This window comes from Pseudomonas helleri (assembly GCF_009600315.1).
GTDB lineage: Bacteria > Pseudomonadota > Gammaproteobacteria > Pseudomonadales > Pseudomonadaceae > Aquipseudomonas > Aquipseudomonas helleri_A.
Map to the genome: position 1 here is coordinate 24,001 of NZ_WIWC01000010.1, position 21,646 is coordinate 45,646.

The following is a 21,646-nucleotide window of genomic DNA, read 5'->3' on the forward strand; positions in this document are numbered from 1 at the left end:
CCCTATTGCAACTGCAAGGTCGAATTGAACTGACTGATGGCATCGACCACATGTCTCGAACCTTGCTGAATTTCCAGGATCGCCTCTCCCGCCTCATTGGCCAGTGACACACCGAGGTCGGTACGGCTCAAGCTGGACTGCATGCTGGTCACGGCACTCAGCGACAAGTCATGATTTTTACGCACCACCTCGACAATCTCCACGGTTGCCGCGCTGGTGCGCGCCGCCAGGCTTCTGACCTCGTCGGCCACGACCGCAAAGCCGCGCCCATGCTCACCCGCCCTCGCCGCTTCAATGGCCGCATTGAGCGCCAGCAGATTGGTTTGATCCGCAATGCCACGAATCGTCTGCACTATCTTGCCGATGATGTCCGACTGCTTGCTTACGGCGTCGATGCTTTGCGCGGCCTCGTTCAGGTCTTTGGAGATCGCTTCAATCACCTGCACCGTTTGCTGAACCACTTGCGAGCCTTTCTGCGCACAGGCGTCATTTTGGACGGATGTGGTATGAGCCGATTCAGCCGCCGTTTGCAGATTGGTGACTTGAGCGGTGATGTCACTGGCAAACTTGACCACTTTATACAAACGGCCCTTGGCATCGAAAATCGGGTTGTAAGACGCTTCGAGAAACACCGTGTGACCGTATTTATCCACCCGTTCAAAGCGTCTGGAGTGGTACTCACCACGATTAAGTGAAGCCCAGAACGCTTTATATTCCGCCGACTCGCTTTCGGTGCGGCGGCAGAACAGGCTGTGGTGCTGCCCGACAATTTCAGCCAACGCGTAATGCATGGTGTCGAGAAAGTTCTGATTGGCATGAATGACCCGGCCATCGGGTGAGAACTCGATCAAGGCCATTGAGCGGCTCAAGGCATTCACGATGTTCTGATTTTCATGCTCTTTATTGACCCGCTCCGTGATGTCCGAAGCCACTTTGATCACACGCGTGACCTGACCATCGGCATTCACAATCGGCATGTAACTGGCTTCAAGCCACACTTCGCGCCGGGCTTTGTCGAGGCGCAGGTAAGTGCCACTCATCGCCTGTCCGTTCGCGAGGTCACGCCAAAAGTTGACGTACTCAGAGGTCCGGGTGTACGGCTCTTCGCAGAAAATCCGGTGATGTTTACCGCGAATCTCGTCGATGGCGTAACCCGTCACCGCGCAAAAATTGTCGTTGGCTTCAAGAATGGTACCGTCAGGGGCGAATTCAATGATGGCCATTGAACGACTAATCGCCTGAGTCCTGGCGGTCATTTCATCCAGAGAACAACTGAGGCGTTTATTTTCGAGCAGGTCGGCTTTGCGGTGTAAATCGAACATGGCTCAATCCCTTGGGGGTGCTGTCTATTGATAATTCAAACGATTCAAGACACAACAAACCGCCTGCGCACTTAGCCCTAAATGCCAGAGCTCACGCACCTCGGAGATTCAAGCACTATTGATTGAGCCCCGCAGGCAGTGAGCATAGCCAGACTACGCAGAGCCGCAAGCACAATGCCATCAGTCTGTGACTTACACCGCATCCCGCGGATACTCGCCTTTTGAACATTGCATATAGCGCGTCGAGCCGTTGTATATACTGCGCGCGCCATTAACCCATGACATTTGCCTTATGACCGCTATTGTCCATTCCTTGTTGGAAGCGCCTTTATGGCCTTTGATGAACAAGTTTTATCGCACCCACCAATCCTCGATGAAGGCCAGTAAAGATGCACAACTGTGGGTCGCCCGAGCACACGAGATCGTCGCAGCGCTGTGTTTGCGCCCTGCGGCCAATGGTTTTTGGTTGACTGGATTGTTTGTTGCACCGGCCCTGCGCGGGCAAGGCATTGCTGGCACGCTGGTCAACACGGCTGTGTTGTCTTGCGATGGGCCGGTCTGGTTATTCTGCGACCCTGCACTGCAAGGGTTCTACGAAAGTCTGGGATTCAGACTGGCGCAGGATTTACCTCAGGTGTTGCATGAACGGTTGGTTCGCTATCAACGCAACAAGGCGATGATAGCTATGGCCATTACTCTTGAGTGCCGGGCGCCAGCTCCGGGAACAGCACCTCAATAAAGCCGAATTTGTTGAAGTCCTTGATGCGCGAGGGGTACAACCGACCGATCAGATGATCGCACTCATGCTGTACCACTCGTGCATGAAAACCATCAGCTACGCGTACGATGGGCTCGCCTTTTGGGTCGAAGCCTTCGTAACGGATGTGCTGATAACGGTCTACTGCCCCGCGCAGCCCCGGCACTGACAAACAGCCCTCCCAATCTTCTTCGAGGGCCGGGCTGAGAGGCGTGATCAGAGGGTTAAGCAAGATGGTTTGCGGCACAGGCTCAGCATCGGGGTAACGTTCGCTGTGCTCGAACCCGAAAATGACCATTTGCAGGTCAACACCAATTTGCGGCGCGGCCAGGCCGACACCGCCTGCATCCTCCATTGTCTGCAACATGTCGTCGATCAACTGCCAGAGTTCAGGGGTGTCAAACATTTCCGGGGGCACAGGTCTGGCCACACGCAGCAGGCGTTCGTCGCCCATTTTCAAGATTTCACGAATCATAGTCAGGCTTCATCTGAAGTGGAGGGAAGAGAGTGATCACGGCCCAGTCCTGAGACGTGTTGCTTTGGATCAGGGTCATCGGACTCATCGAAGGTTTTCTCTCCGGGGTCTTTGCCCTCTGTAGACATGTGCTCGATCACAGCGTTCATCTCAGCCCCGAGCAACAAGACAGCAGCGGAAATGTAGAAGTACAAAAGCAATACGATGATTGCACCGATACTGCCATACATGGCGTTGTAATCAGCGAAGGTTTTGACATAAAACGCAAAGCCCAGCGAAGCCACAATCCACACCACCACAGCCAGCACAGAACCGGGTGTAATGAAGCGGAATTTCTGTTCCACATCCGGCATGACGTAGTACATCACTGCCACGGCCACCATCAGCAGCAAAATGATCACCGGCCAGCGCAGGATGGTCCACAACGTGACCACAAACTCCTCCAGCCCCACCTGCCCCGCCAGCCAACTCATCACCTGCGGCCCCAGCACCATCAGTGCTGCGGCAGCCAACAGCATGCCGGCAATGCCGATGGTGTAAAAAATCGACAGCGGCAGGCGCTTCCAGAGGGGACGCCCTTCCACAACGTCATAAGCGGCATTCATCGCACTCATCATCAACCGCACGCCTGCAGAAGCGGTCCAGAGTGCGATCACGATACCGATCGAAACCAATCCACCCTTGGATTGCTGCAACTGATCGATCACCGGATTGACCGACTCCAGCGCTTGTGGCGGCAATACCAGCTCAGACTGCAAGCGCAACCAGCTGAAGAAATCGGGCAGATGCAGGAAGCCGATCAGCGCGATCAAAAACAGAATGAAAGGGAACAGCGAAAAAAGCATCTGATAGGCCAGCGCTGACGCATAGGTCGACATCTCATCGTCGATAAATTCTTTGACCGTACGAACCAGAACTTTGCCCAAAGGCAGGCCTTTCAAGACCGGAAATAACATAGCGTCTCCTTTCGCCGCTTAAATAATTAATGTGTAAGTCAGTCAAGCATTCGAGGTAAGGGTTTTACCTCAAAAGTAGCTGAATTGGCGACATTGGAAACACTTGTGCAAAAACGGCCATCACAAGGATGGCCGTTTTGAAGTGCAACAGATGCCCGACGCATCGGCTGCAAGGGTGCTATCAGGCCTTGTCGACGGTTTTCTTGACCGCGTCCTTGGCTTTACCGACCGCTTGCTGCCCTTCACCTTTGACTTCCTGCGCTTTGCCTTCGGCACGCAGCTTATCGTTGTCAGTCGCTTTACCGACTGCTTATTTGACATTGCCTACTGCTTCGTTCGCTTTGCCTTTGATCTTATCGCCAGTGCTGCTCATGGGATTTCTCCTGCTGAAATTTCGGATGTCATAACCTCGACACAAGAGTTGACCCACCGGGTTCGCAGAGAGTTTCATTTATTTGTGCCGAACATTTCGTCGTTCTGCGCAGGTTTGGCTTTATGTTTGCCTGCGTACCCACGAGAATGCGCAACGTATTCAGGCTACGGCGCTGAAGAATCAAAATTGTAGGAAGGTTATGAAACTCGATAAAAAGCTGGCCATTGCCCGCAGAAACCAGGAACTCGGCGGTGCGGTATTGGGCGTTAACAACTGCCATTTCGCCACGCTCAACACCAACAAAAACATCTGGTGGTTCGATATTCCACTGGCTCGCCTGGCCGTAGGTCAGTACGAATGGGTGCACCTGTTGCTGCATAACCCACGCACCGACGAGTTGCTTCACTTGAAGGTAACCACCGCATTCTTGCGCGAAAAACGCGAAGGTATGGTCGTACGGGCGACGCACAAACGAACGCCGACCATGAGCCTGGAGTTGAGCGCGGACAAAGACTCGTTCCTGCAGGACGTGCGCCCTACAGGCACCGGCGTGAACTTCGCCCAGTTCTTGCAAAAGTAAGACGGGGTTGTGGGCTGACGCGCCCAGACACGCCCAAACAGCAGCTGCGCATACGAAAAAGCCCCGCATTGTTCAATGCGGGGCTTTTTCATTTCCAGGCCGTTTACTTTTTCAGGCCCAGTTTTTTCAGTTCTTCGTCACGCAACTCTCGTCGCAAGATTTTGCCTACGTTGGTCGTTGGCAAACTGTCACGGAATTCGACGATTTTGGGGGATTTATACGCGGTCAGGTTAGCGCGCATGTGAACCATCACCTGATCTTTGGTCAGGGTCATGCCGGGTTTGACCACTATAAAGACCTTGATCAGCTCACCGGTTTTTTCATCCGGAATACCGATCGCCGCCGATTGCAGCACGCCCGACAACGACGCCATGACGTCTTCCAGCTCATTGGGGTACACGTTGAAGCCCGACACCAGAATCATGTCTTTCTTGCGATCAACAATACGCATGTAGCCGTCAGGTTGAATGATGGCAATGTCCCCGGACTTCAACCAACCTTCGCTGTCCATGATCTCGGCGGTTGCGTCAGGACGCTCCCAATAGCCTTTCATCACTTGCGGACCTTTGATGCACAGCTCACCCGCTTCACCCAATGGCAATTCTTCACCGGCATCGTTGATGACTTTGCACAGCGTCGACGGCATCGGGATACCGATGGTACCGATCTGAATATTCTGTATCGGGTTGACCGACACCACCGGGCTGGTTTCGGTCATACCGTAACCTTCGCAGATCTCACAACCTGTGACGGTCTTCCAGCGTTCCGCCACTGACAACTGCAAGGCCATCCCGCCCGACAAGGTCACTTTGAGCGACGAGAAGTCCAGCTTGCGGAACGCTTCGCTATTGCACAGCGCCACAAACAAGGTATTGAGCCCGACAAACCCGGTGAACTTCCACTTGGACAGTTCTTTAACCATCGCCGGCAAGTCACGCGGGTTGCTGATCAGAATGTTGTGGTTACCCAGCAACATCATTGCCATGCAATGAAAGGTGAATGCGTAGATGTGGTAAAGCGGCAAGGGCGTGATCAGGATTTCGCAACCTTCATTCAGGTTGGACCCCATCAGCGCCTTGCACTGCAACATGTTGGCGATCAGGTTGCGATGGGTCAGCATCGCGCCTTTAGCCACACCTGTCGTGCCGCCGGTGTATTGCAGTACGGCAACGTCACTGCTGAGCGGGTTGGCTTCACTGACCCGCTGGCCCTGCCCCTTGCTCAGCACATCGTTGAACTTGATGGCATTGGGCAGGTGGTACGCCGGGACCATCTTTTTCACGTATTTAATGACGCTGTTGATCAACACACGTTTGAAGGGCGACAGCATGTCGGCCACTTCCGTGACAATCACATATTTGATCGAGGTCTGCGGCACGACCTTTTCGGCCAGATGCGCCATGTTCGCCAGGCACACCAACGCTTTGGCGCCGGAGTCATTGAATTGGTGTTCCATTTCCCGCGCGGTGTACAGCGGGTTGGTGTTCACCACGATCAAGCCGGCGCGGATAGCTCCGAACACAGCGATCGGGTATTGCAGCAAGTTAGGCAACTGCACAGCGATACGGTCGCCGGGTTGCAGGTCGGTGCGCTGTTGCAGATAAGCAGCAAAGGCGCCGGACTGTTCGTAAAGCTCGCCGTAGGTGAGCGTTTTACCCAGGTTGCTGAATGCCGGCTTATCAGCGAAGCGCTCGCAAGACTGGCGCAACACCGATTGAACATTAGGGTACTCGTCAGGGTTGATTTCGGCAGCAATCCCAGCTGGGTACTTATCCTTCCAAAAGCTTTCAATCATGGAAGCCCACTCCTCAGCGTCGCGAATTCTTCACCGCATTTTATGCGGTTATTATTTGTTTGATTTTTGTAGTTGAAAACCGTGGCTTTTACTTACCGAGAAGTCACAAAGCGCGCCGAGAGTAGCAGCTTTGCCAGAAGTCGACTAGAGCCAAAAAGGGGCATCAGCGTCACCAACATGACTGTAGGACAATCCTAAGTCACTATTAGTGCAACTACTCTATAAATGCTTTCTGGCTTTGTTCAGGCCACGTATACAGGCACTCCAAATGAATATTCCCCGCTATTTGATAGCCAAAAAAAAATCGCCCGACTGCTTGAAGCAGCCGAGCGATAGCTAAAACAACAGAGGTATCAGGTGATATCGCGCAGCTCTCTACGCAGGATTTTGCCCACGGGTGTCATGGGCAAACTGTCGCGAAGCACAATAAGTTTAGGGACTTTGTAGCCGGTGAAATTGTCTTTGCAATAGGCTTTGAGTTCTTCGACACTCACCCCGCCAGCGCGCGCGACAACAAACAATTTCACGGCCTCGCCGGTGCGCTCGTCCGGCACGCCAATAACCGCGCAACTCGCCACCTTGGGGTGGGCCATGACGATGTCTTCGATTTCGTTGGGGTAGACGTTGAAGCCAGAAACAATGATCAGGTCCTTTTTGCGATCAACGATGCGCACAAAACCATCAGGGTCAATGACAGCAATGTCTCCCGTTTTAAACCAACCTTCGGCATCCAGAACTTCAGCGGTCGCCTCGGGATTTTGCCAATAGCCTTTCATCACTTGGGGGCCTTTGATGCATAGCTCGCCACGCTCGCCAAGGCCCAGATCGGTGCCAAAGTCGTCAATGACTTTCATGGCTGTGCCTGGAACCGGGGTACCCACCGTCCCGCTTCTGGCCAGAGCGCCGCACGGGTTGCAGCTGGCAGCAGGTGAGGTTTCGGTCAAGCCGTAGGCTTCAACGATGCGGCATCCGGTGAGCTGTTCCCAGCGATCCGCCGTCGCCTTGACCAGAGCCGTGCCACCCGAGTTGGTGATTTTAAGACCGGAGAAATCCAGTGTTTTAAAATCCGGATGATCCATCAGCGCCACAAACAACGTGTTGAGCCCCAGAAACGCGGTAAACCGCCAGTTCTTCAGCTCCTTGATGAACCCTTTAATGTCGCGCGGGTTGGTGATCAATATATTGTGGTTGCCCGTGACCATCATGCCCATGCAATTGGCCGTGAACGCATAGATGTGATAAAGCGGCAGCGGCGCCACCATGATCTCGCAGCCTTCCTGGAGAATCGGCTGACCCTGAGCATCATGCTGGGATAAGCATGCCCGTATCTGCTGCATGTTGGCGACCAGGTTGCCATGAGTCAGCATCGCACCTTTAGGTAACCCGGTGGTTCCACCCGTGTATTGCAGTACGGCGGTGTCCTCCAGGGTGACGGGTACGGGACGAAGAACCTGCCCTCTTCCCTCATGCAAAACCTTTTTGAAGCTAATGGCTTGGGGCAGTTGGTAGGCTGGCACCAGCTTTTTCAGCTTGTCGACCACCAGGTTTGTAATCCAGCCTTTAGCCGCGGGCATCATGTCGCCCATTTTGGCTTCAATCAGGTAGTCGATCGGGGTGCTTTGCAGCACGTCCTGAACACGCTTGCCGAACATGTTCAAATACACCAGCGCACGCACACCCGCACTTTTAAACTGATGCTGCATTTCGCGCGAGGTGTACAGCGGATTGGTGTTGACCACGATCAGGCCCGCGCGCAGGGCACCAAATACGGCAATCGGGTACTGCAACACGTTGGGCATTTGCACGGCGATACGGTCGCCAGGCTTGAGGTCTGTGTGGTTTTGCAGGTAGCCGGCAAAGGCCGCGCTGTGACGTTCCAGTTCGCCATAGGTAAGCGTCACGCCCAAGTTGCTGAATGCCGGACGATCTGCGAACTGTTTGCAGGAGCGCTCAAATACATCAACGACCGATGCAAAGGCCGTCAGATCTATGTCCTTAGGTACACCGGCGGGACGTTTGTCATTCCAGAAATCAGGTTCCATTATTTTTATCCTCTTGCCTGAGCGTGTCTGGACATATAGCACCAGCACTAAATGCGAAGCTAATGGACGGTATCAGTTATCCCGGAGCTGGCAAATACAGCGAACTTCACCATTTACATCTTGAATCGTATTACTGTGCCAAAGCTCTTCAGTGGCTTGGCGTTAGCCCCGTGCAAAGGAAGCACCATGAACCCTAATACGTTGTGGCTGGACGCAAATGACCGCACCGCTCTCTTTGTTAATCAGTGGCTGCCAGAGGGCGCGCCCAAAGGCATAGTGTTGCTGGCCCACGGCATGGCCGAACACAGCGGTCGCTATGGTCGCTTGGGCACTGCACTGTGTGAGGCGGAGTGGGGTCTATACGCGCATGACCAGCGAGGTCATGGCAAAACGGCGGAACACCACACCCAAGGGCATTTCGCGGATGAAGGGGGGTGGTCCGCAGTAATCAGCGATGTGGGCACCTTGCATCAGCACATCGCCCAGAACCACCCTGGTGTGCCGGTCTTTTTACTGGGCCATAGCATGGGCAGTTACATAGCTCAGGCCTACTTAATGGCTCACAGCGACCGTTTACAGGGTGTCATTCTCAGCGGATCAAACTTCCAGCCAGTCGCGCTGTACCGCGCCGCCAGCCTGATCGCACGGTTCGAACGTAGGCGACAAGGCGCTAAAGGCCGCAGCGCTCTGATCGAATGGTTGTCTTTTGGCTCCTTTAATAAAGCATTCAAGCCCAATCGCACCCCTTTTGATTGGCTCAGCCGTGATCCGGACGAGGTCGATGCTTATGCACGCGATCCACTTTGCGGGTTTCGCTGCACCAACCAGCTGTGGGTAGATTTGCTCGACGGCTTGCAGCAAATCAGTAAAGCGTCCAATCTCACTCGGATTGATTGCGACTTGCCATTGCTGGTGATCGGTGGCGTTTGTGACCCGGTCAGCCAAGGCAAGCGTCTTGAAGATCTGGCCAACGCGTTACGCAGTGCGGGCAGCCAGCACTTGCAACTCAATCTTTACCCTCAGGCACGGCACGAATTGTTTAATGAAATCAACCGCGATGAAGTCACCGCAGAGATGATTCATTGGCTCGATCAAGCGTTGGGCCACCCACGTTGCCTACGCAATCAATAGCCACCTCAGTTTTTTAAATAATCTGCATTTTGAAATTAAACACTCGTCACAGGACATGCGCTAGATGACTCAGGTTACCAATACACCGTACGAAGCCCTCGAAGTCGGCCAGACCGCCAGCTACAGCAAAACCGTCGAAGAGCGCGATATTCAGCTATTTGCTGCCATGTCCGGCGATCACAACCCGGTGCATCTGGACCCTGAATTTGCAGCGGCCACCATGTTCAAAGAGCGCATCGCTCATGGCATGTTCAGTGGTGCCCTGATCAGCGCTGCTGTGGCGTGCGAACTGCCTGGCCCCGGCACGATCTATGTCGGCCAGCAAATGACCTTTCAGAAACCGGTAAAAATCGGTGACACCTTGACCGTGCGTCTTGAAATTCTGGAAAAACTGCCGAAATTCCGCGTGCGCATTGCGACCCGAGTTTTCAATCAACGCGAAGAAATCGTGGTGGATGGTGAAGCCGAGATCATCGCCCCACGCAAACAACAGACGGTGAAACTACCCGTGTTGCCAGCGATCAGCATTGGCTGACAGGCGGGCATAAAAAAACGCCGGCTAACCGGCGTTTTTTTTAATCAGCGACGACTCAAGACTGAGAACGTACCTGATTGCGAAGCGCTTTCACCTGATCGTGGTTGCGTTGCACACCATGGTATTGGCGCTCTACAAGATCACGAATATTAAGCAGGTTGTGTTCGTTAATTTTTTCAATGGCTTTTTCATAGGCCTTGAGCGCATGGTCTTCTCCGCGCTCGGCTTCATTGAGGATGGCTTTGTCATCTTTTCCGGTAAAGATCGACTTCACATCTACCCAACGGCGATGCAGATCACCTGCAACACTGGTGCTGGTTTCAGGGTCACCGCCTAATTGGCGCACCTGAGCCTGAAGCTCGGCAGCTGCAGTGGCGCAGTCCGCAGAACGCTGGGCAAAGAATGTTTTAAGCTGTTGATCTTTGACGTCTTCAGCACAGGATTTAAAACCCTCCTGACCGTCTTTACTGGTTTCGATCAAATCGTTCAGGACGCTAATGGCTTCTTTATTGAGGTCAGTCATTGTTCAATTCCTTACACAGTTGAGGATCGTGCAATAGAGATTGCACGGGCTGTGCCAGTTTTCGTTAAAAATAAAACCTTTATAAATCAATAAGTTAAATTTATATCAAAATCTGTATCCGGTTTATTTGCATGAACTGTCAATTGGCCCTCATGCAGAATGCCTGTATTTTTCACTTCAACGCTTCGCGTACCTGAAGGCTGTGGCATGACCCCTGAAACGCTCGAACTGCTGGTGACCCGCGAAATGCCCTTCGGCAAATACAAAGGCCGGATAATTGCCGACCTGCCGGGCCAGTACTTGAACTGGTTTGCTCGCCAAGGGTTCCCCCACGGCGAACTCGGCGGTCTGCTCGCCCTGATGCAAGAGATTGATCACAACGGTTTGTCGGACCTGCTCGACCCGTTACGCGCCAAACACGGAAAACCCAAACCTCGCCACTGATAGAGCTGACTCATGCCAAGGATTGATGAAAACGCCCGCGACGAAGACTTCTGGCACGCCATCGCCGAGCGCTACGACGTAGCCCCCGGCCCGATCAATCTGGAAAACGGCTACTTCGGCCGAATGACCCGCGGGGTTGCGCAGGACTATCAGCGCAATATCGACTTTATTAACCGCAGCAACTCGGTGCATGTCCGTCAGCAGTTCGATAACACCCAGAGCCTTGATATCCGTAATCAACTGGCTGAACTGCTGGCCGTAGAACATGACAGCATTGCCCTCACCAATTGTGCTTCTGACGCACTGCAATCACTGATCCGCAACTACAACGGTTTGCAACCCGGCGACCAACTGCTGATAAGTGATCTGGAATACCACAGCGTTGAATACGCCATGCGCTGGGTCGCCCGGCAACGTGGGCTCGAAGTCATCGAAATAGTCCACGCGCATCCAGCCACCTATGAACACCTGGTGGCCAGTTATCGCGATGCCTTTGAGCGATACCCCCGCATCAAACTGATGGCCCTGACTCACGTTACCCACCGCACAGGGCTCGTGATGCCGGTAGAGGCGATTGTGCAAGCGGCTAAAGAACACGGGGTCGACGTGATTCTGGATGGCGCCCACGCCTTGGGCCAGATTGATTTTGATCTAAAAGCGCTGGGGATCGCATTCGCAGGTTACAACCTGCACAAATGGATAGGCGCGCCGCTCACCCTGGGCTTTATTTACATCGACCCGCACCGTCTTGCCGATATTGACCCGGACATGGGCAGTGAGCGTTATCCAGAGCCGGATATACGCACTCGCGCACCTTATGGCACGGGCAATATGCCGGCATGGTTGACCCTGCCCAAGGTGCTGCAGGAGCACAAGGATCTGGGCGGGTCGACAGCAAAAGGCGTCCGCCTTAACTATCTGCGCGACCTTTGGGTGAATGAGGCTCGCCAGTTGCCCGGCATTGAAGTGCTGGTGCCGGATGATCCTCGCCTGCAATGCGCAATTACGTCACTGCGGTTCACCCGCCTACAGGATCAACAACCGATAGTGGATCGCCTGCTCAAGGACTACAACCTCTTTACCGTGGCCCGAGACGGATCAGCCTGTGGCAGCTGTATTCGGATTACGGTGGGCCTGGCCACGTCGGTGGATGACATTAACCAGTTAATCAAGGCGCTGCGGGAATTGGCGCAGGGGTAAAGCCCCTCACCCTAACCCACTTCCAAAGAGAGAGGGGACTGGAAGCAAACGCCACGATTGTGCTCCCTCTCCCTCTGGGAGAGGGTTGGGGTGAGGGCTGCGTTATTAACGGACAAAAAAAAGGTGCGCCGACCAAGCGCACCTAAAAACCGTAGAACATGCAACACAACAATTACGCAATTACTGATCCAGCAGCGCCAACGCCTCAGCCGTGCATTCTTGAATACGCGCCCAGTCACCGTTTTTGATCCACTCGCTGTCAAGCATCCAGCTGCCACCCACGCACATCACGTTTTTTAACGCCATGTAGCTGCGGATATTGGCCGGGCTCACGCCGCCCGTCGGGCAGAACTTAACTTCGCCAAACGGCCCTCCCAGCGCCTTGATGGCCGCTACACCGCCACTGACTTCAGCCGGGAACAATTTGAAACGGCGATAACCCAAACCGTAGCCTTCCATAATGCCGGACGCATTGCTGATACCCGGCAGCAGCGGAATATCGCTGGCGACACTGGCTTCGAGCAGGTCTCGGGTAATGCCTGGCGTCACAATAAACTGCGAGCCGGCTTCTTCGGCCGCCGCCAGCATGTGACGATCCAGCACCGTACCCGCCCCGGTAACCAGTTCTGGCCGCTGCTCACGCAACACACGAATCGCCTCCAGGCCAAACTGGGAACGCAAGGTGACTTCAAGCGCGGTCAGACCACCAGCAGCCAGCGCATCGGCCAAAGGCAGGATGTCCTGCTGACGGGCGATAGTGATGACCGGAAGGATGCGTGCCTGTGCACACAGTTGGTCGATCAGGGCGACTTTCTCCGCCATCGAAACGTTCGCAGTTTTTATTGTCATGGCAGCTGATCCTTGGCTCATGGGCACCAGTAAATCTCTAACGTAGGTTGCAGAAAGGCACGAATTGGCAAGGCTGCTACATCAGTGCCCGCCAGCGCGTCATTAAGGGTGTTCAACTTGGACTGCCCCTGAATCGACAGCACTTTGTTCTTTGCGCTCGCCAACAGACCAAGGCTCATGCTCAAGCGTTGGTGCGGCACGGTCGGCGCCAGCATTGGCCAGCAGCGACGCGGATTAGCCACGTCCAAGGCATCGGCCAGGTTTGGACTGTTCGGGAACAAGGACGCGGTATGCCCGTCATCGCCCATGCCCAAAATCAGCACATCAATCGGCGGCAACTCGGCCAACAAGCGATCCGCTTGCTCGGCAGCGTCCTGAAGTGTGTTGGCCGCGTTGTACAGCCCCACAAACCGTGCTTTCGCCGCAGGGCCCTGGAGCAAATGCTTTTTAAGCAGGCCAGCATTGCTGTCGTCATGCTCAACCGGCACCCAACGCTCATCCGCCAGACTGACGACGACTTTGGACCAATCAACCGGTTGCTTGATCAGGCTCTGGAAAAACGCTACCGGACTGCGCCCTCCAGACACCACCAATGTTGCTACCCCTTGACCAGCGATGGCCTCATTCAATTGAGCCGCCACCGTTTTTGCCAGTTCATCAGCCAATTGGGCCGGAGTTTTGAACGTATGCGCATGCACACCTTCTGGCAGTTTCAAATCAGATATCGCCATACCAGGACCTCCCGTCACGAGTTATCAGTGCAATGGAGCTCATCGGCCCCCAAGAGCCCGCCGCATACGGCTTGGGCGCATCGCCCGACTTCTTCCAGCCAGCAATCAACTGGTCGCACCACTTCCATGCCGCTTCAATTTCATCTTTGCGCACAAACAGGTTCTGATTGCCGCGCATCACTTCGAGCAAGAGACGCTCGTAGGCGTCAGGCACCCGCTCGCTGCGATAGGTGTCGGAAAAATTCAATTGCAGCGGGCCGCTGCGCAATTGCATGCCTTTATCCAGACCTTGATCCTTGGTCATCACCCGCAAGGAAATGCCTTCGTCCGGCTGCAGACGAATAATCAGTTTGTTACCGATTTGAAGGCGCTGTTCCGGAGCAAAGATGTAGTGCGACGGTTCTTTGAAGTGAATAACAATCTGCGACAGCTTTTGCGGCATGCGCTTGCCGGTGCGCAAATAAAACGGCACACCAGCCCAACGCCAGTTACGAATATCGGCACGCAGGGCGACGAACGTTTCGGTGTCGCTTTGGGTATTGGAGTTTTCTTCTTCCAGATAACCCGGCACCGACTGGCCTTCGCTGTAACCGGCAATGTACTGACCGCGTACGACTTGCGTCGTCAGCCCTTCCGGCGTGATCGGTGCCAACGCCTTGAGTACTTTTACTTTCTCGTCACGAATGCTGTCTGCCGACAGGTCCGCAGGCGGGTCCATGGCGATCAGACAGAGCAACTGCAACAAGTGGTTTTGAATCATGTCACGCAGTTGGCCAGCCTTGTCGAAATACCCCCAGCGCCCTTCAATGCCGACTTTCTCGGCCACGGTTATTTCAACGTGGGAGATGTAGCGTTGGTTCCACTGGGTTTCAAACAGGCTGTTGGCAAACCGCAACGCAATCAGGTTCTGAACCGTATCTTTGCCCAAGTAATGGTCAATACGGTAAATACGGTTTTCCGGAAAGTACTGCGCAACCGCATCGTTGACCTTGCGCGAGGACTCGAGGTCCGAGCCGATCGGCTTCTCCAGCACGACGCGGGTGTTTTCAGCCAAACCGACCTTTGCCAGGTTTTCGCAAATCGCCCCGTACACAGCAGCAGGCGTAGCGAAATAGGCAATCAGACGCTGAGCCGTGCCGGCCTGTTCAGCCAGTGACACGTAGTCGTCCGTGTTCAGAAAGTCCACATGCAAGTAGTTCAGACGCGCCAAAAAGCGAGTCAGTACGTCCTCTTCGATCTCCTTGCTGCCAACATACTGGCGCAGCTGGCTGTCGATGCGCGCCAGATGCGTCAACGCATCGCCGGGCTCACGCGCCAATGCGAGAATTCGCGTGTCGTCATGTAAAAGACCGGCACGATCCAGCTGATACAAGGCAGGAAACAGCTTGCGCAAGGCCAGATCGCCCAGGGCGCCGAACAAGGCAAAGGTGCACGGTTCAACCGTTATCGAAGGCATGATGTTGGTTCTTTTATCAAGTTAAGCTACAAATACCTTTTTTCAAGGCATCACTCAAGGAAAAATGTAGTAATAAACACAACATTTTCTCAAAATACAGAATCTTACTAGTGGTCATTACACACCATCAGTAGGATAGGCCACCTTACAGGGTCGCTTCAGAGCGGCGCTCTTTGCATCGCTGAACCTAGGATCATAAATGGACCGCGTGCGAAATTTACTCGAACAAATCAAAGGCCGCCTCGAAGAGCTGAATAAAGCTGAGCGCAAAGTGGCTGAAATCATCTTGCAGAACCCGCAGCAAGCGACCCGGTTCAGCATCGCGGCGCTCGCTCAGGCGGCATCAGTCAGTGAACCTACAGTTAATCGCTTTTGCCGTTCATTCGGCGTCAGCGGCTATCCGGAACTGAAATTGCAATTGGCGCAAAGTTTGGCCAGTGGTGCGGCGTATGTCAGCCGCGCCGTGGAAGCAGATGACGACCCCGAAGCCTATACCCGCAAGATTTTCGGCAGCGCCATTGCGTCTCTCGACAGCGCATGCCAAGCCCTGGACCCCAACCTTATCAGCCGCGCTGTCGATTTGCTGATTCAGGCGCGCCAGATCCACTTTTTTGGGTTGGGCGCTTCGGCTCCGGTGGCGCTGGATGCCCAGCACAAGTTCTTCCGGTTCAACCTCGCGGTCACGGCTCATGCTGACGTGCTGATGCAACGCATGATTGCCTCAGTGGCACACACGGGCGAGTTGTTCGTGATTATTTCCTACACGGGGCGTACGCGAGAATTGGTGGAAGTGGCGCGTATTGCACGGGCCAATGGCGCGTCTGTCCTGGGCCTGACCGCTGAAAACTCGCCGCTGGCCAAAGCCAGTACCTTGAGCCTGAACATTCCGCTGCCTGAAGACACCGACATCTATATGCCGATGACCTCGCGCATCATCCAGCTGACGGTGCTGGATGTGTTGGCGACCGGCATGACCTTGCGCCGCGGCGTGGACTTTCAACCCCACCTGCGCAAAATCAAGGAAAGCCTCAATGCCAGCCGGTATCCCGTGGGCGATGAGTTTAATTAAGACCTTCAGGCGCCGCACAACCCCGCGCGCGCCTGCAAACTCAAATGCGCTTGCTCACCGGGTGCAAGCGACTGGCGATGAGTGCCACCACTGGTGGATTCGACACACACAAAGCCCATCACTTCATTCCAGCTGACGCCAAGCAAGGGCCGTTTGCCGGGATGCCACACCACGGTATTGGCCGTGTCGCCAGTATCAATGCTCAACGCCCGTTGCCAGGCATAGTCATTGAGCTGCATTTCACCCTCTTGCTGGAACACCCTCTGGCAACCGCCTTCAACCCGTAATTCACCTTGTTGCTGGCAGACTTGTCGATTCAACTGATCATACCCGTGAGCACCTTCCAGCCCAGACAGCGCTACCTCGGCGACGTCACCAATACGCCAGTACGCGCGCAATGCTTGACTCACCTGGCACGGTTCATCGTCCTGATGCTCCGTACTCAGGCGCAGCTCCATCTCCTCACCCAGCCGCGCATGCAGATCAACCTGCCAGTCACACAGCTGCAAGCGCCAGTGCAAGGAAACCCCGTCTTCATCTGAACTGCTGCTCAACAATTTCCAGTCAATCAAACGCGCCCAGCCATGGGATGGCCACGCATTCTCGCTGGGATGGCGCCCATACCAGGGCCAAAAAATGGGCACTCCCCCGCGTATCGCCCCCACCTGCGGCCACTTGGCAGCACACCACAGCCAAGGCTTTTGCCCTGTCGGCTGAAAGTGCAGCAATTGCGCGCCCTGGCGGCTGAAAACGGCCTGGCAATGCGGGTGATCAATGACCAATACGTCGCGCTGCTGAAAGCGCTCCCACTGAAAGATCGGTTGCTCGCGCCTGGATTTATAAAAACGGTGAAGCGGGTTTTCATGCATGTGCCGCTGTCCTGAAATCACACGGGGCAGCCCGCAGGAGGTGCCGTACTGAAAAAAAAACGGACAGCTCATGCTGTCCGTTCGGGCAATATTGGGTGCCTAGAGTAAACGACTTAGAACGCCGCTTGAATCTTAAGACCACCGACAATTGCGTTTTCTACTTGCGACACACCGCCCGGGTGCTTGATGTACTGCACGTTAGGACGCAAGGTCAGCCAGTTGGTCATGTGAAAACCATAGTTGACCTCAACGTTGTACTCAGTGTGCTGCACGGGCTGATACAACGGATTGTCGTAGTTGGAGATATCGTTGTAAGCATTCAGCAGGCGCTCACCTTTGGTCACGTCGTCATTGACGTGAATGCGGGAAACACCGATGCCCACGTCATCTTTTGGACGCGAATCAAATGGGCCTTTGTAAACCAGCATCAACGACTGATAGTTGTCGATCATGTTGGTGTCTTTATCATGGAACGTGGCGTTGGCCGCAAAGTTCAGACCGCGCGACGCATCACCGTTATGGGTGGTCAGTTGCTGCTGAACGACCAACCAGTAGCCGTACTTGCTGTCGTGGCTACGGAAAGCGTTGCCGGAAATAACCGCATCCTGACCATTCACGTCCTTGCGAACGTCATCCGCATCAGCGGTGCTTTTGTAGTAACCGACACGGTATTCGCCAGGCAGGCCATTGACCTTGGGCGACCACACCAGCTCAACTGGCAGCACAGTACCTTTAGTACCGCTGCCGCTCAGTTTGAAGGCATTGCCGGACTCCAGCTGCGACGGGTTCATGTTGTAGGCACCGATTTGCGCATAGAACTCAGGGGTGATGTTGTACTTCACCCGCAAGGCCGCAACACTGACCGGCCAGTTATACCAAACACCGCCGTCGTAATCGCCTACTTGGGAACCGCATAACGACAAGTTCTGGAAGTCACAAGGGAAAGAGTTGAAGTCTTCGCCTTCGCCGAAATAACCGGCTTTTAGATCCAGTTTGCCATCGAAGTACTTTTGTTTAATCCACAGTTGGGTCAAACGTACTGTTTGGCCACGACCCCAAACTTCTTGAGATGAACTCAGTGTGCCAACGCGCGGATCGCCAATACGGTCATTGGAAATGTTGTTGCCTTGACGAGCCGTAATAGTGGCTTTGAACTCAGCGTCTTTCCAACCGAAGATCTTTTCCAGATCCATTTTTACGCCAAGACCGTACTGATCGCTGTAGCGCGCCGTGGTGTTCTTGTTATAGCCACCCTTGAGGTTGCTACCCATCTCACCCACATAATCCAGGGTAAAGTCGTAGCCTTTTTCAAGAAGCTCGGTACGGGTGCCGCCCCAGTCTCCCAGCATCCATTTGGAATCTGCACTGAAGGGTTCTTCAGCGGCAAAACTGTTACTGGCACACAGCCCTAACGATGCAATAGCCAAAAGCTGGCAAGCCAGTCCAGGGCGGGTCATTCGGTTGTCCATCCCATATTCCTCAAATTTCTTAATTCGACTGTGTACGTGGTATAGCTCAAGCAGAGCAGGCAGCAAGTTATCTGCCCAAACTCAAAACGCCTGAACTACGCCACGCATTCTTGAGGCACACGCAAGGCCCTGAGACGTTCACCAGTATTAGCATCAAATAGTAACACTTTACTGGAATCGAACTGTAGGGTTAGATTTTGTCCGGAATCAGGAGCAGAATCCGGCGCCAAACGACAGCAGACCTTAGTGTTATTGATGTTTACAAAAACCAAAGTATCAGGTCCTGTTGGCTCAACAACTTGAACTTCTGCACGCAAAGTTGGCAAGTGAGTGAGTTCATTTGACGCCAATACTATTTGCTCGGGGCGAATGCCCAAGATCAACTCTCGGTCCTCCAGCCCCGCATCGCTTAAGGCCAACGGCAACTCACACCGTGACTGTCCGCTTTCAAGTACCGCCTGCAAACAGTCTGCCTGGCGCTTTACGCGCACCGGAATAAAGTTCATCGGCGGCGAACCAATAAAACTGGCGACAAACCGGTTGGCCGGGTCGTTATAAATCTGCTTCGGCGTACCAAACTGTTGAATGATCCCGTCTTTCATGACCGCCACTTTATCGCCCAGTGTCATGGCTTCGATCTGGTCATGGGTGACGTAAACGGTGGTGGTTTTAAGTCGCTGGTGCATCAGTTTCATTTCAGTGCGCATCTCAACCCGCAGCTTTGCGTCGAGGTTGGAGAGCGGTTCGTCAAACAGGTAAATCTTGGGTCGCCGCGCCAGCGCCCTGCCCATTGCTACACGCTGTTGTTGGCCGCCGGATAACTGACCGGGTTTGCGCTTGAGCAAGTGTTCGATTTGCAACAACTTGGCGACACGAGCGACTTCCTCATCAATCGCCGCAGCATTCATTTTGCGAATCTTAAGACCGAATGCGATGTTGTCGCGCACGCTCATGGTCGGGTACAGCGCATATGACTGAAACACCATGGCAATGTCACGGTCTTTGGGGCTCATGCCACTGATGTCGGCTTCGTCCACCAGAATCGAGCCGCCACTGATGCTTTCAAGCCCTGCGATGCAATTCATCAAGGTCGACTTGCCGCAACCCGAAGGGCCCACCAGGATCAAGAATTCGCCGTCATTGATTTCCAGCTCAATGTTTTTAAGCGTATCGGGCAAACCCTTGCCATAGCTTTTGTTGACGTTACGTAATTCGAGCGTTGCCATGCCTTACCCCTTGACCGCGCCGGCCGTAAGCCCGCGCACGAAATACTTGCCTGCGACCACATAGACCAGCAGAGTCGGTAGCCCGGCGATCATCGCCGCAGCCATGTCCACGTTGTATTCCTTGGCACCTGTGCTGGTGTTGACCAGATTATTCAGGGCCACGGTAATGGGCTGTGATTCGCCGCTGGAGAACACCACGCCAAACAGGAAGTCATTCCAGATCTGGGTGAACTGCCAGATCAAGCAGACCATGATGATCGGCGTCGACATGGGCAGAATGATCAACCGGAAAATGGTGAAGAAACCAGCGCCGTCCATGCGGGCAGCCTTCACCAAAGCATCGGGAATGCTGACGTAGTAGTTACGAAAGAACAGCGTGGTAAACGCCAAACCATAAACCACGTGGACGAATACCAACCCTGTCGTGGTGCTGGCCAGTCCCATCTTGCCCAAGGTGAATGAAGCCGGCAGCAGCACGGTCTGAAATGGCAGAAAGCAGCCAAACAGCAACAGCCCGAAGAACAACTGCGAGCCGCGAAAGCGCCACATCGACAGCACATAGCCATTCAACGCACCGATTGCCGTCGAAATCAGCACCGCCGGGACGGTGATTTTGATCGAGTTCCAGAAGTAGCTATCAACGGTGGCCCAGGCCTTGACCCAGCCAATGCCGGTGACGACGGTAGGCCAACTGAGCAGGTTACCGGTGCTGATGTCTTCCGGGGTCTTGAAGCTGGTCAACAGCATGACCACCAAAGGCACCAGATACAGCAGGACGGCGAGAATAAGCACGGCGTAAATCGCGATGCGACTCAGGCTGATGGACGATTTACCCACGAAACTAGTCATGACGCTTGGCCCTTAACTCGGAGTACAGGTAAGGCACGATGATCGCCAGAATCGCGCCGAGCATCAAAATGGCACTGGCCGACCCCACGCCCATCTGGCCACGACTGAAGGTGAAGGAATACATGAACATGGCGGGCAAATCGGATGAGTAGCCCGGACCACCAGCTGTCATGGCCGCCACCAGGTCAAAACTCTTGATCGCGATATGCGCCAGAATCATGACCGCACTGAAGAACACAGGCCGCAGGCTGGGCAGCACCACGGTCCAGTAGATTCGCGGCAGGCTCGCGCCATCGATCTGGGCTGCACGAATGATCGATTGATCCACACCACGCAAACCGGCCAGGAACATCGCCATGATAAAGCCAGAGGCTTGCCACACGGCCGCGATTACCAGGCAGTACACCACGCGGTCAGGGTCAATCAGCCAGTCCAGGCGAAAGCCCTCCCAGCCCCAGTCCCGCAACAGTTTGTCCAGTCCCATCCCCGGGTTAAGCAGCCATTTCCAGGCCGTACCGGTCACGATCATGGAAAGCGCCATGGGATAGAGGTAGATGGTTCGGATGAACCCTTCACGACGGATTCGCTGATCGAGGAATACCGCCAGCGTCACGCCAATCACCAACGTGATGGCGATGAACATGCCACCGAACACCGCCAGGTTTTTACTGGCCACCCACCAACGGTCGTTGTCGAACAACCGCTGGTATTGAGCCAGACCGACCCATTTGTAGGTCGGCAAAAAAGTCGAGTTGGTGAACGACAGCACAAACGTCCACAGGATATAGCCATAAAAGCCCACCAGAACGATGAACATGCTGGGCGCCAGTACCAGTTTGGGTAACCAGCGCTGCAAGGCATCGAGCGGTGAGACTTTGCTGAACACAGCAACAGAACTCATGGGGAAATCCATGCAGGGAAGAAAACAACAAGGTCTTTGCTGAAGGGGTTATCAGCGTGGACACGACTGACCCGCAATCCAGGCAAGCCCTCCC

Annotated in this window: 21 protein-coding genes and 2 pseudogenes; 7 read left to right on the forward strand and 16 right to left on the reverse strand. The window is 54.4% G+C overall.

Features of this window, described 5'->3' with window-relative positions; genetic code table 11:
- Nucleotides 1-2: 2 nt before the first annotated feature.
- Both GHN86_RS24045 and GHN86_RS24050 read right to left on the reverse strand, forming a co-directional pair.
- Nucleotides 3-575 (reverse strand): methyl-accepting chemotaxis protein, encoded by a 573-nt coding sequence (locus GHN86_RS24045; RefSeq protein WP_397462673.1) that lies wholly within the window; start codon nucleotides 573-575, stop codon nucleotides 3-5.
- A pseudogene (locus GHN86_RS24050) lies at nucleotides 552-1,322 on the reverse strand (PAS domain-containing protein); the annotation flags it as partial. The gene GHN86_RS24045 and the pseudogene GHN86_RS24050, both read right to left, overlap by 24 nt.
- A gap of 292 nt (nucleotides 1,323-1,614) precedes the next feature.
- Here GHN86_RS24050 and GHN86_RS08510 point away from each other — a divergent pair.
- Entirely contained in the window at nucleotides 1,615-2,061 is a 447-nt protein-coding gene (locus GHN86_RS08510; RefSeq protein ID WP_153378418.1) for a GNAT family N-acetyltransferase, read from the forward strand.
- Here GHN86_RS08510 and def read toward each other — a convergent pair.
- The 3 genes and pseudogenes from def to GHN86_RS08525 form a co-directional block, all read right to left on the reverse strand.
- Nucleotides 2,015-2,554: a peptide deformylase gene (gene def / locus GHN86_RS08515; RefSeq protein WP_153378417.1), complete on the reverse strand. Its 540-nt coding sequence runs from the start codon at nucleotides 2,552-2,554 to the stop codon at nucleotides 2,015-2,017. The two genes, GHN86_RS08510 and def, sit on opposite strands and share 47 nt — an antisense overlap.
- A gap of 2 nt (nucleotides 2,555-2,556) precedes the next feature.
- Nucleotides 2,557-3,510, reverse strand: coding sequence for a YihY/virulence factor BrkB family protein (locus tag GHN86_RS08520; protein WP_153378416.1), 954 nt, complete (start codon nucleotides 3,508-3,510; stop codon nucleotides 2,557-2,559).
- A gap of 181 nt (nucleotides 3,511-3,691) precedes the next feature.
- Nucleotides 3,692-3,883: pseudogene (locus GHN86_RS08525) on the reverse strand (CsbD family protein).
- Between the two features lie 199 nt (nucleotides 3,884-4,082).
- On the opposite strand from GHN86_RS08525, the gene GHN86_RS08530 reads away from it, so the two are divergent.
- Nucleotides 4,083-4,463 (forward strand): hypothetical protein, encoded by a 381-nt coding sequence (locus tag GHN86_RS08530; RefSeq protein WP_153378414.1) that lies wholly within the window; start codon nucleotides 4,083-4,085, stop codon nucleotides 4,461-4,463.
- A 103-nt stretch (nucleotides 4,464-4,566) separates the two neighbouring features.
- Here GHN86_RS08530 and fadD1 read toward each other — a convergent pair whose 3' ends face one another.
- Together fadD1 and fadD2 are read right to left on the reverse strand one after the other, a co-directional pair.
- Complete coding sequence (gene fadD1 / locus GHN86_RS08535) at nucleotides 4,567-6,258, reverse strand: long-chain-fatty-acid--CoA ligase FadD1 (protein ID WP_153378413.1); 1,692 nt, start codon at nucleotides 6,256-6,258, stop codon at nucleotides 4,567-4,569.
- A 353-nt stretch (nucleotides 6,259-6,611) separates the two neighbouring features.
- Entirely contained in the window at nucleotides 6,612-8,300 is a 1,689-nt protein-coding gene (gene fadD2, locus GHN86_RS08540) for a long-chain-fatty-acid--CoA ligase FadD2 (RefSeq protein WP_153378412.1), read from the reverse strand.
- A gap of 186 nt (nucleotides 8,301-8,486) precedes the next feature.
- Between fadD2 and GHN86_RS08545 the strand changes: the two genes are divergently transcribed.
- Together GHN86_RS08545 and GHN86_RS08550 are read left to right on the forward strand one after the other, a co-directional pair.
- Entirely contained in the window at nucleotides 8,487-9,431 is a 945-nt protein-coding gene (locus tag GHN86_RS08545) for an alpha/beta hydrolase (protein ID WP_153378411.1), read from the forward strand.
- A 64-nt stretch (nucleotides 9,432-9,495) separates the two neighbouring features.
- Nucleotides 9,496-9,966: a MaoC family dehydratase gene (locus GHN86_RS08550; RefSeq protein ID WP_153378410.1), complete on the forward strand. Its 471-nt coding sequence runs from the start codon at nucleotides 9,496-9,498 to the stop codon at nucleotides 9,964-9,966.
- Between the two features lie 55 nt (nucleotides 9,967-10,021).
- Here the strand turns inward: GHN86_RS08550 and GHN86_RS08555 are convergent, their stop codons facing one another.
- On the reverse strand, nucleotides 10,022-10,489 hold the full coding sequence (locus GHN86_RS08555) for a ferritin-like domain-containing protein (RefSeq protein WP_153378409.1): 468 nt from the start codon (nucleotides 10,487-10,489) through the stop codon (nucleotides 10,022-10,024).
- 207 nt (nucleotides 10,490-10,696) lie between these two features.
- On the opposite strand from GHN86_RS08555, the gene GHN86_RS08560 reads away from it, so the two are divergent.
- Together GHN86_RS08560 and GHN86_RS08565 are read left to right on the forward strand one after the other, a co-directional pair.
- Nucleotides 10,697-10,933, forward strand: coding sequence for a DUF3820 family protein (locus GHN86_RS08560; protein ID WP_153378408.1), 237 nt, complete (start codon nucleotides 10,697-10,699; stop codon nucleotides 10,931-10,933).
- Between the two features lie 12 nt (nucleotides 10,934-10,945).
- Nucleotides 10,946-12,133: an aminotransferase class V-fold PLP-dependent enzyme gene (locus GHN86_RS08565; RefSeq protein WP_153386438.1), complete on the forward strand. Its 1,188-nt coding sequence runs from the start codon at nucleotides 10,946-10,948 to the stop codon at nucleotides 12,131-12,133.
- Nucleotides 12,134-12,313: 180 nt separating this feature from the next.
- Here the strand turns inward: GHN86_RS08565 and GHN86_RS08570 are convergent, their stop codons facing one another.
- Genes GHN86_RS08570 through zwf form a run of 3 tightly spaced genes read right to left on the reverse strand, consistent with a single transcriptional unit; the run spans nucleotide 12,314 to nucleotide 15,169 of the window.
- On the reverse strand, nucleotides 12,314-13,003 hold the full coding sequence (locus tag GHN86_RS08570; RefSeq protein ID WP_194286208.1) for a bifunctional 4-hydroxy-2-oxoglutarate aldolase/2-dehydro-3-deoxy-phosphogluconate aldolase: 690 nt from the start codon (nucleotides 13,001-13,003) through the stop codon (nucleotides 12,314-12,316).
- Complete coding sequence (gene pgl / locus GHN86_RS08575) at nucleotides 13,000-13,713, reverse strand: 6-phosphogluconolactonase (protein ID WP_153378405.1); 714 nt, start codon at nucleotides 13,711-13,713, stop codon at nucleotides 13,000-13,002. Before pgl ends, GHN86_RS08570 begins: the two co-directional genes overlap by 4 nt.
- A complete protein-coding gene (zwf, locus tag GHN86_RS08580; protein WP_153378404.1) occupies nucleotides 13,700-15,169 on the reverse strand; it encodes a glucose-6-phosphate dehydrogenase in 1,470 nt (489 codons plus the stop codon). The genes pgl and zwf overlap by 14 nt, the downstream gene beginning before the upstream one ends.
- Before the next feature lie 208 nt (nucleotides 15,170-15,377).
- On the opposite strand from zwf, the gene GHN86_RS08585 reads away from it, so the two are divergent.
- Nucleotides 15,378-16,238: a MurR/RpiR family transcriptional regulator gene (locus GHN86_RS08585; protein WP_199750905.1), complete on the forward strand. Its 861-nt coding sequence runs from the start codon at nucleotides 15,378-15,380 to the stop codon at nucleotides 16,236-16,238.
- A gap of 5 nt (nucleotides 16,239-16,243) precedes the next feature.
- Here the strand turns inward: GHN86_RS08585 and GHN86_RS08590 are convergent, their stop codons facing one another.
- The 5 genes from GHN86_RS08590 to GHN86_RS08610 form a co-directional block, all read right to left on the reverse strand.
- Entirely contained in the window at nucleotides 16,244-17,107 is an 864-nt protein-coding gene (locus tag GHN86_RS08590) for a D-hexose-6-phosphate mutarotase (RefSeq protein ID WP_153378403.1), read from the reverse strand.
- 113 nt (nucleotides 17,108-17,220) lie between these two features.
- Nucleotides 17,221-18,576 (reverse strand): carbohydrate porin, encoded by a 1,356-nt coding sequence (locus GHN86_RS08595; RefSeq protein WP_228384867.1) that lies wholly within the window; start codon nucleotides 18,574-18,576, stop codon nucleotides 17,221-17,223.
- Nucleotides 18,577-18,671: 95 nt separating this feature from the next.
- The gene (locus tag GHN86_RS08600; RefSeq protein WP_153378401.1) at nucleotides 18,672-19,802 is read right to left on the reverse strand and encodes an ABC transporter ATP-binding protein; all 1,131 of its coding nucleotides are present in this window, start codon (nucleotides 19,800-19,802) and stop codon (nucleotides 18,672-18,674) included.
- 3 nt (nucleotides 19,803-19,805) lie between these two features.
- Entirely contained in the window at nucleotides 19,806-20,651 is an 846-nt protein-coding gene (locus GHN86_RS08605) for a carbohydrate ABC transporter permease (RefSeq protein WP_153378400.1), read from the reverse strand.
- Entirely contained in the window at nucleotides 20,644-21,552 is a 909-nt protein-coding gene (locus GHN86_RS08610; RefSeq protein WP_153378399.1) for a carbohydrate ABC transporter permease, read from the reverse strand. The genes GHN86_RS08605 and GHN86_RS08610 overlap by 8 nt, the downstream gene beginning before the upstream one ends.
- Between the last annotated feature and the right edge of the window lie 94 nt (nucleotides 21,553-21,646).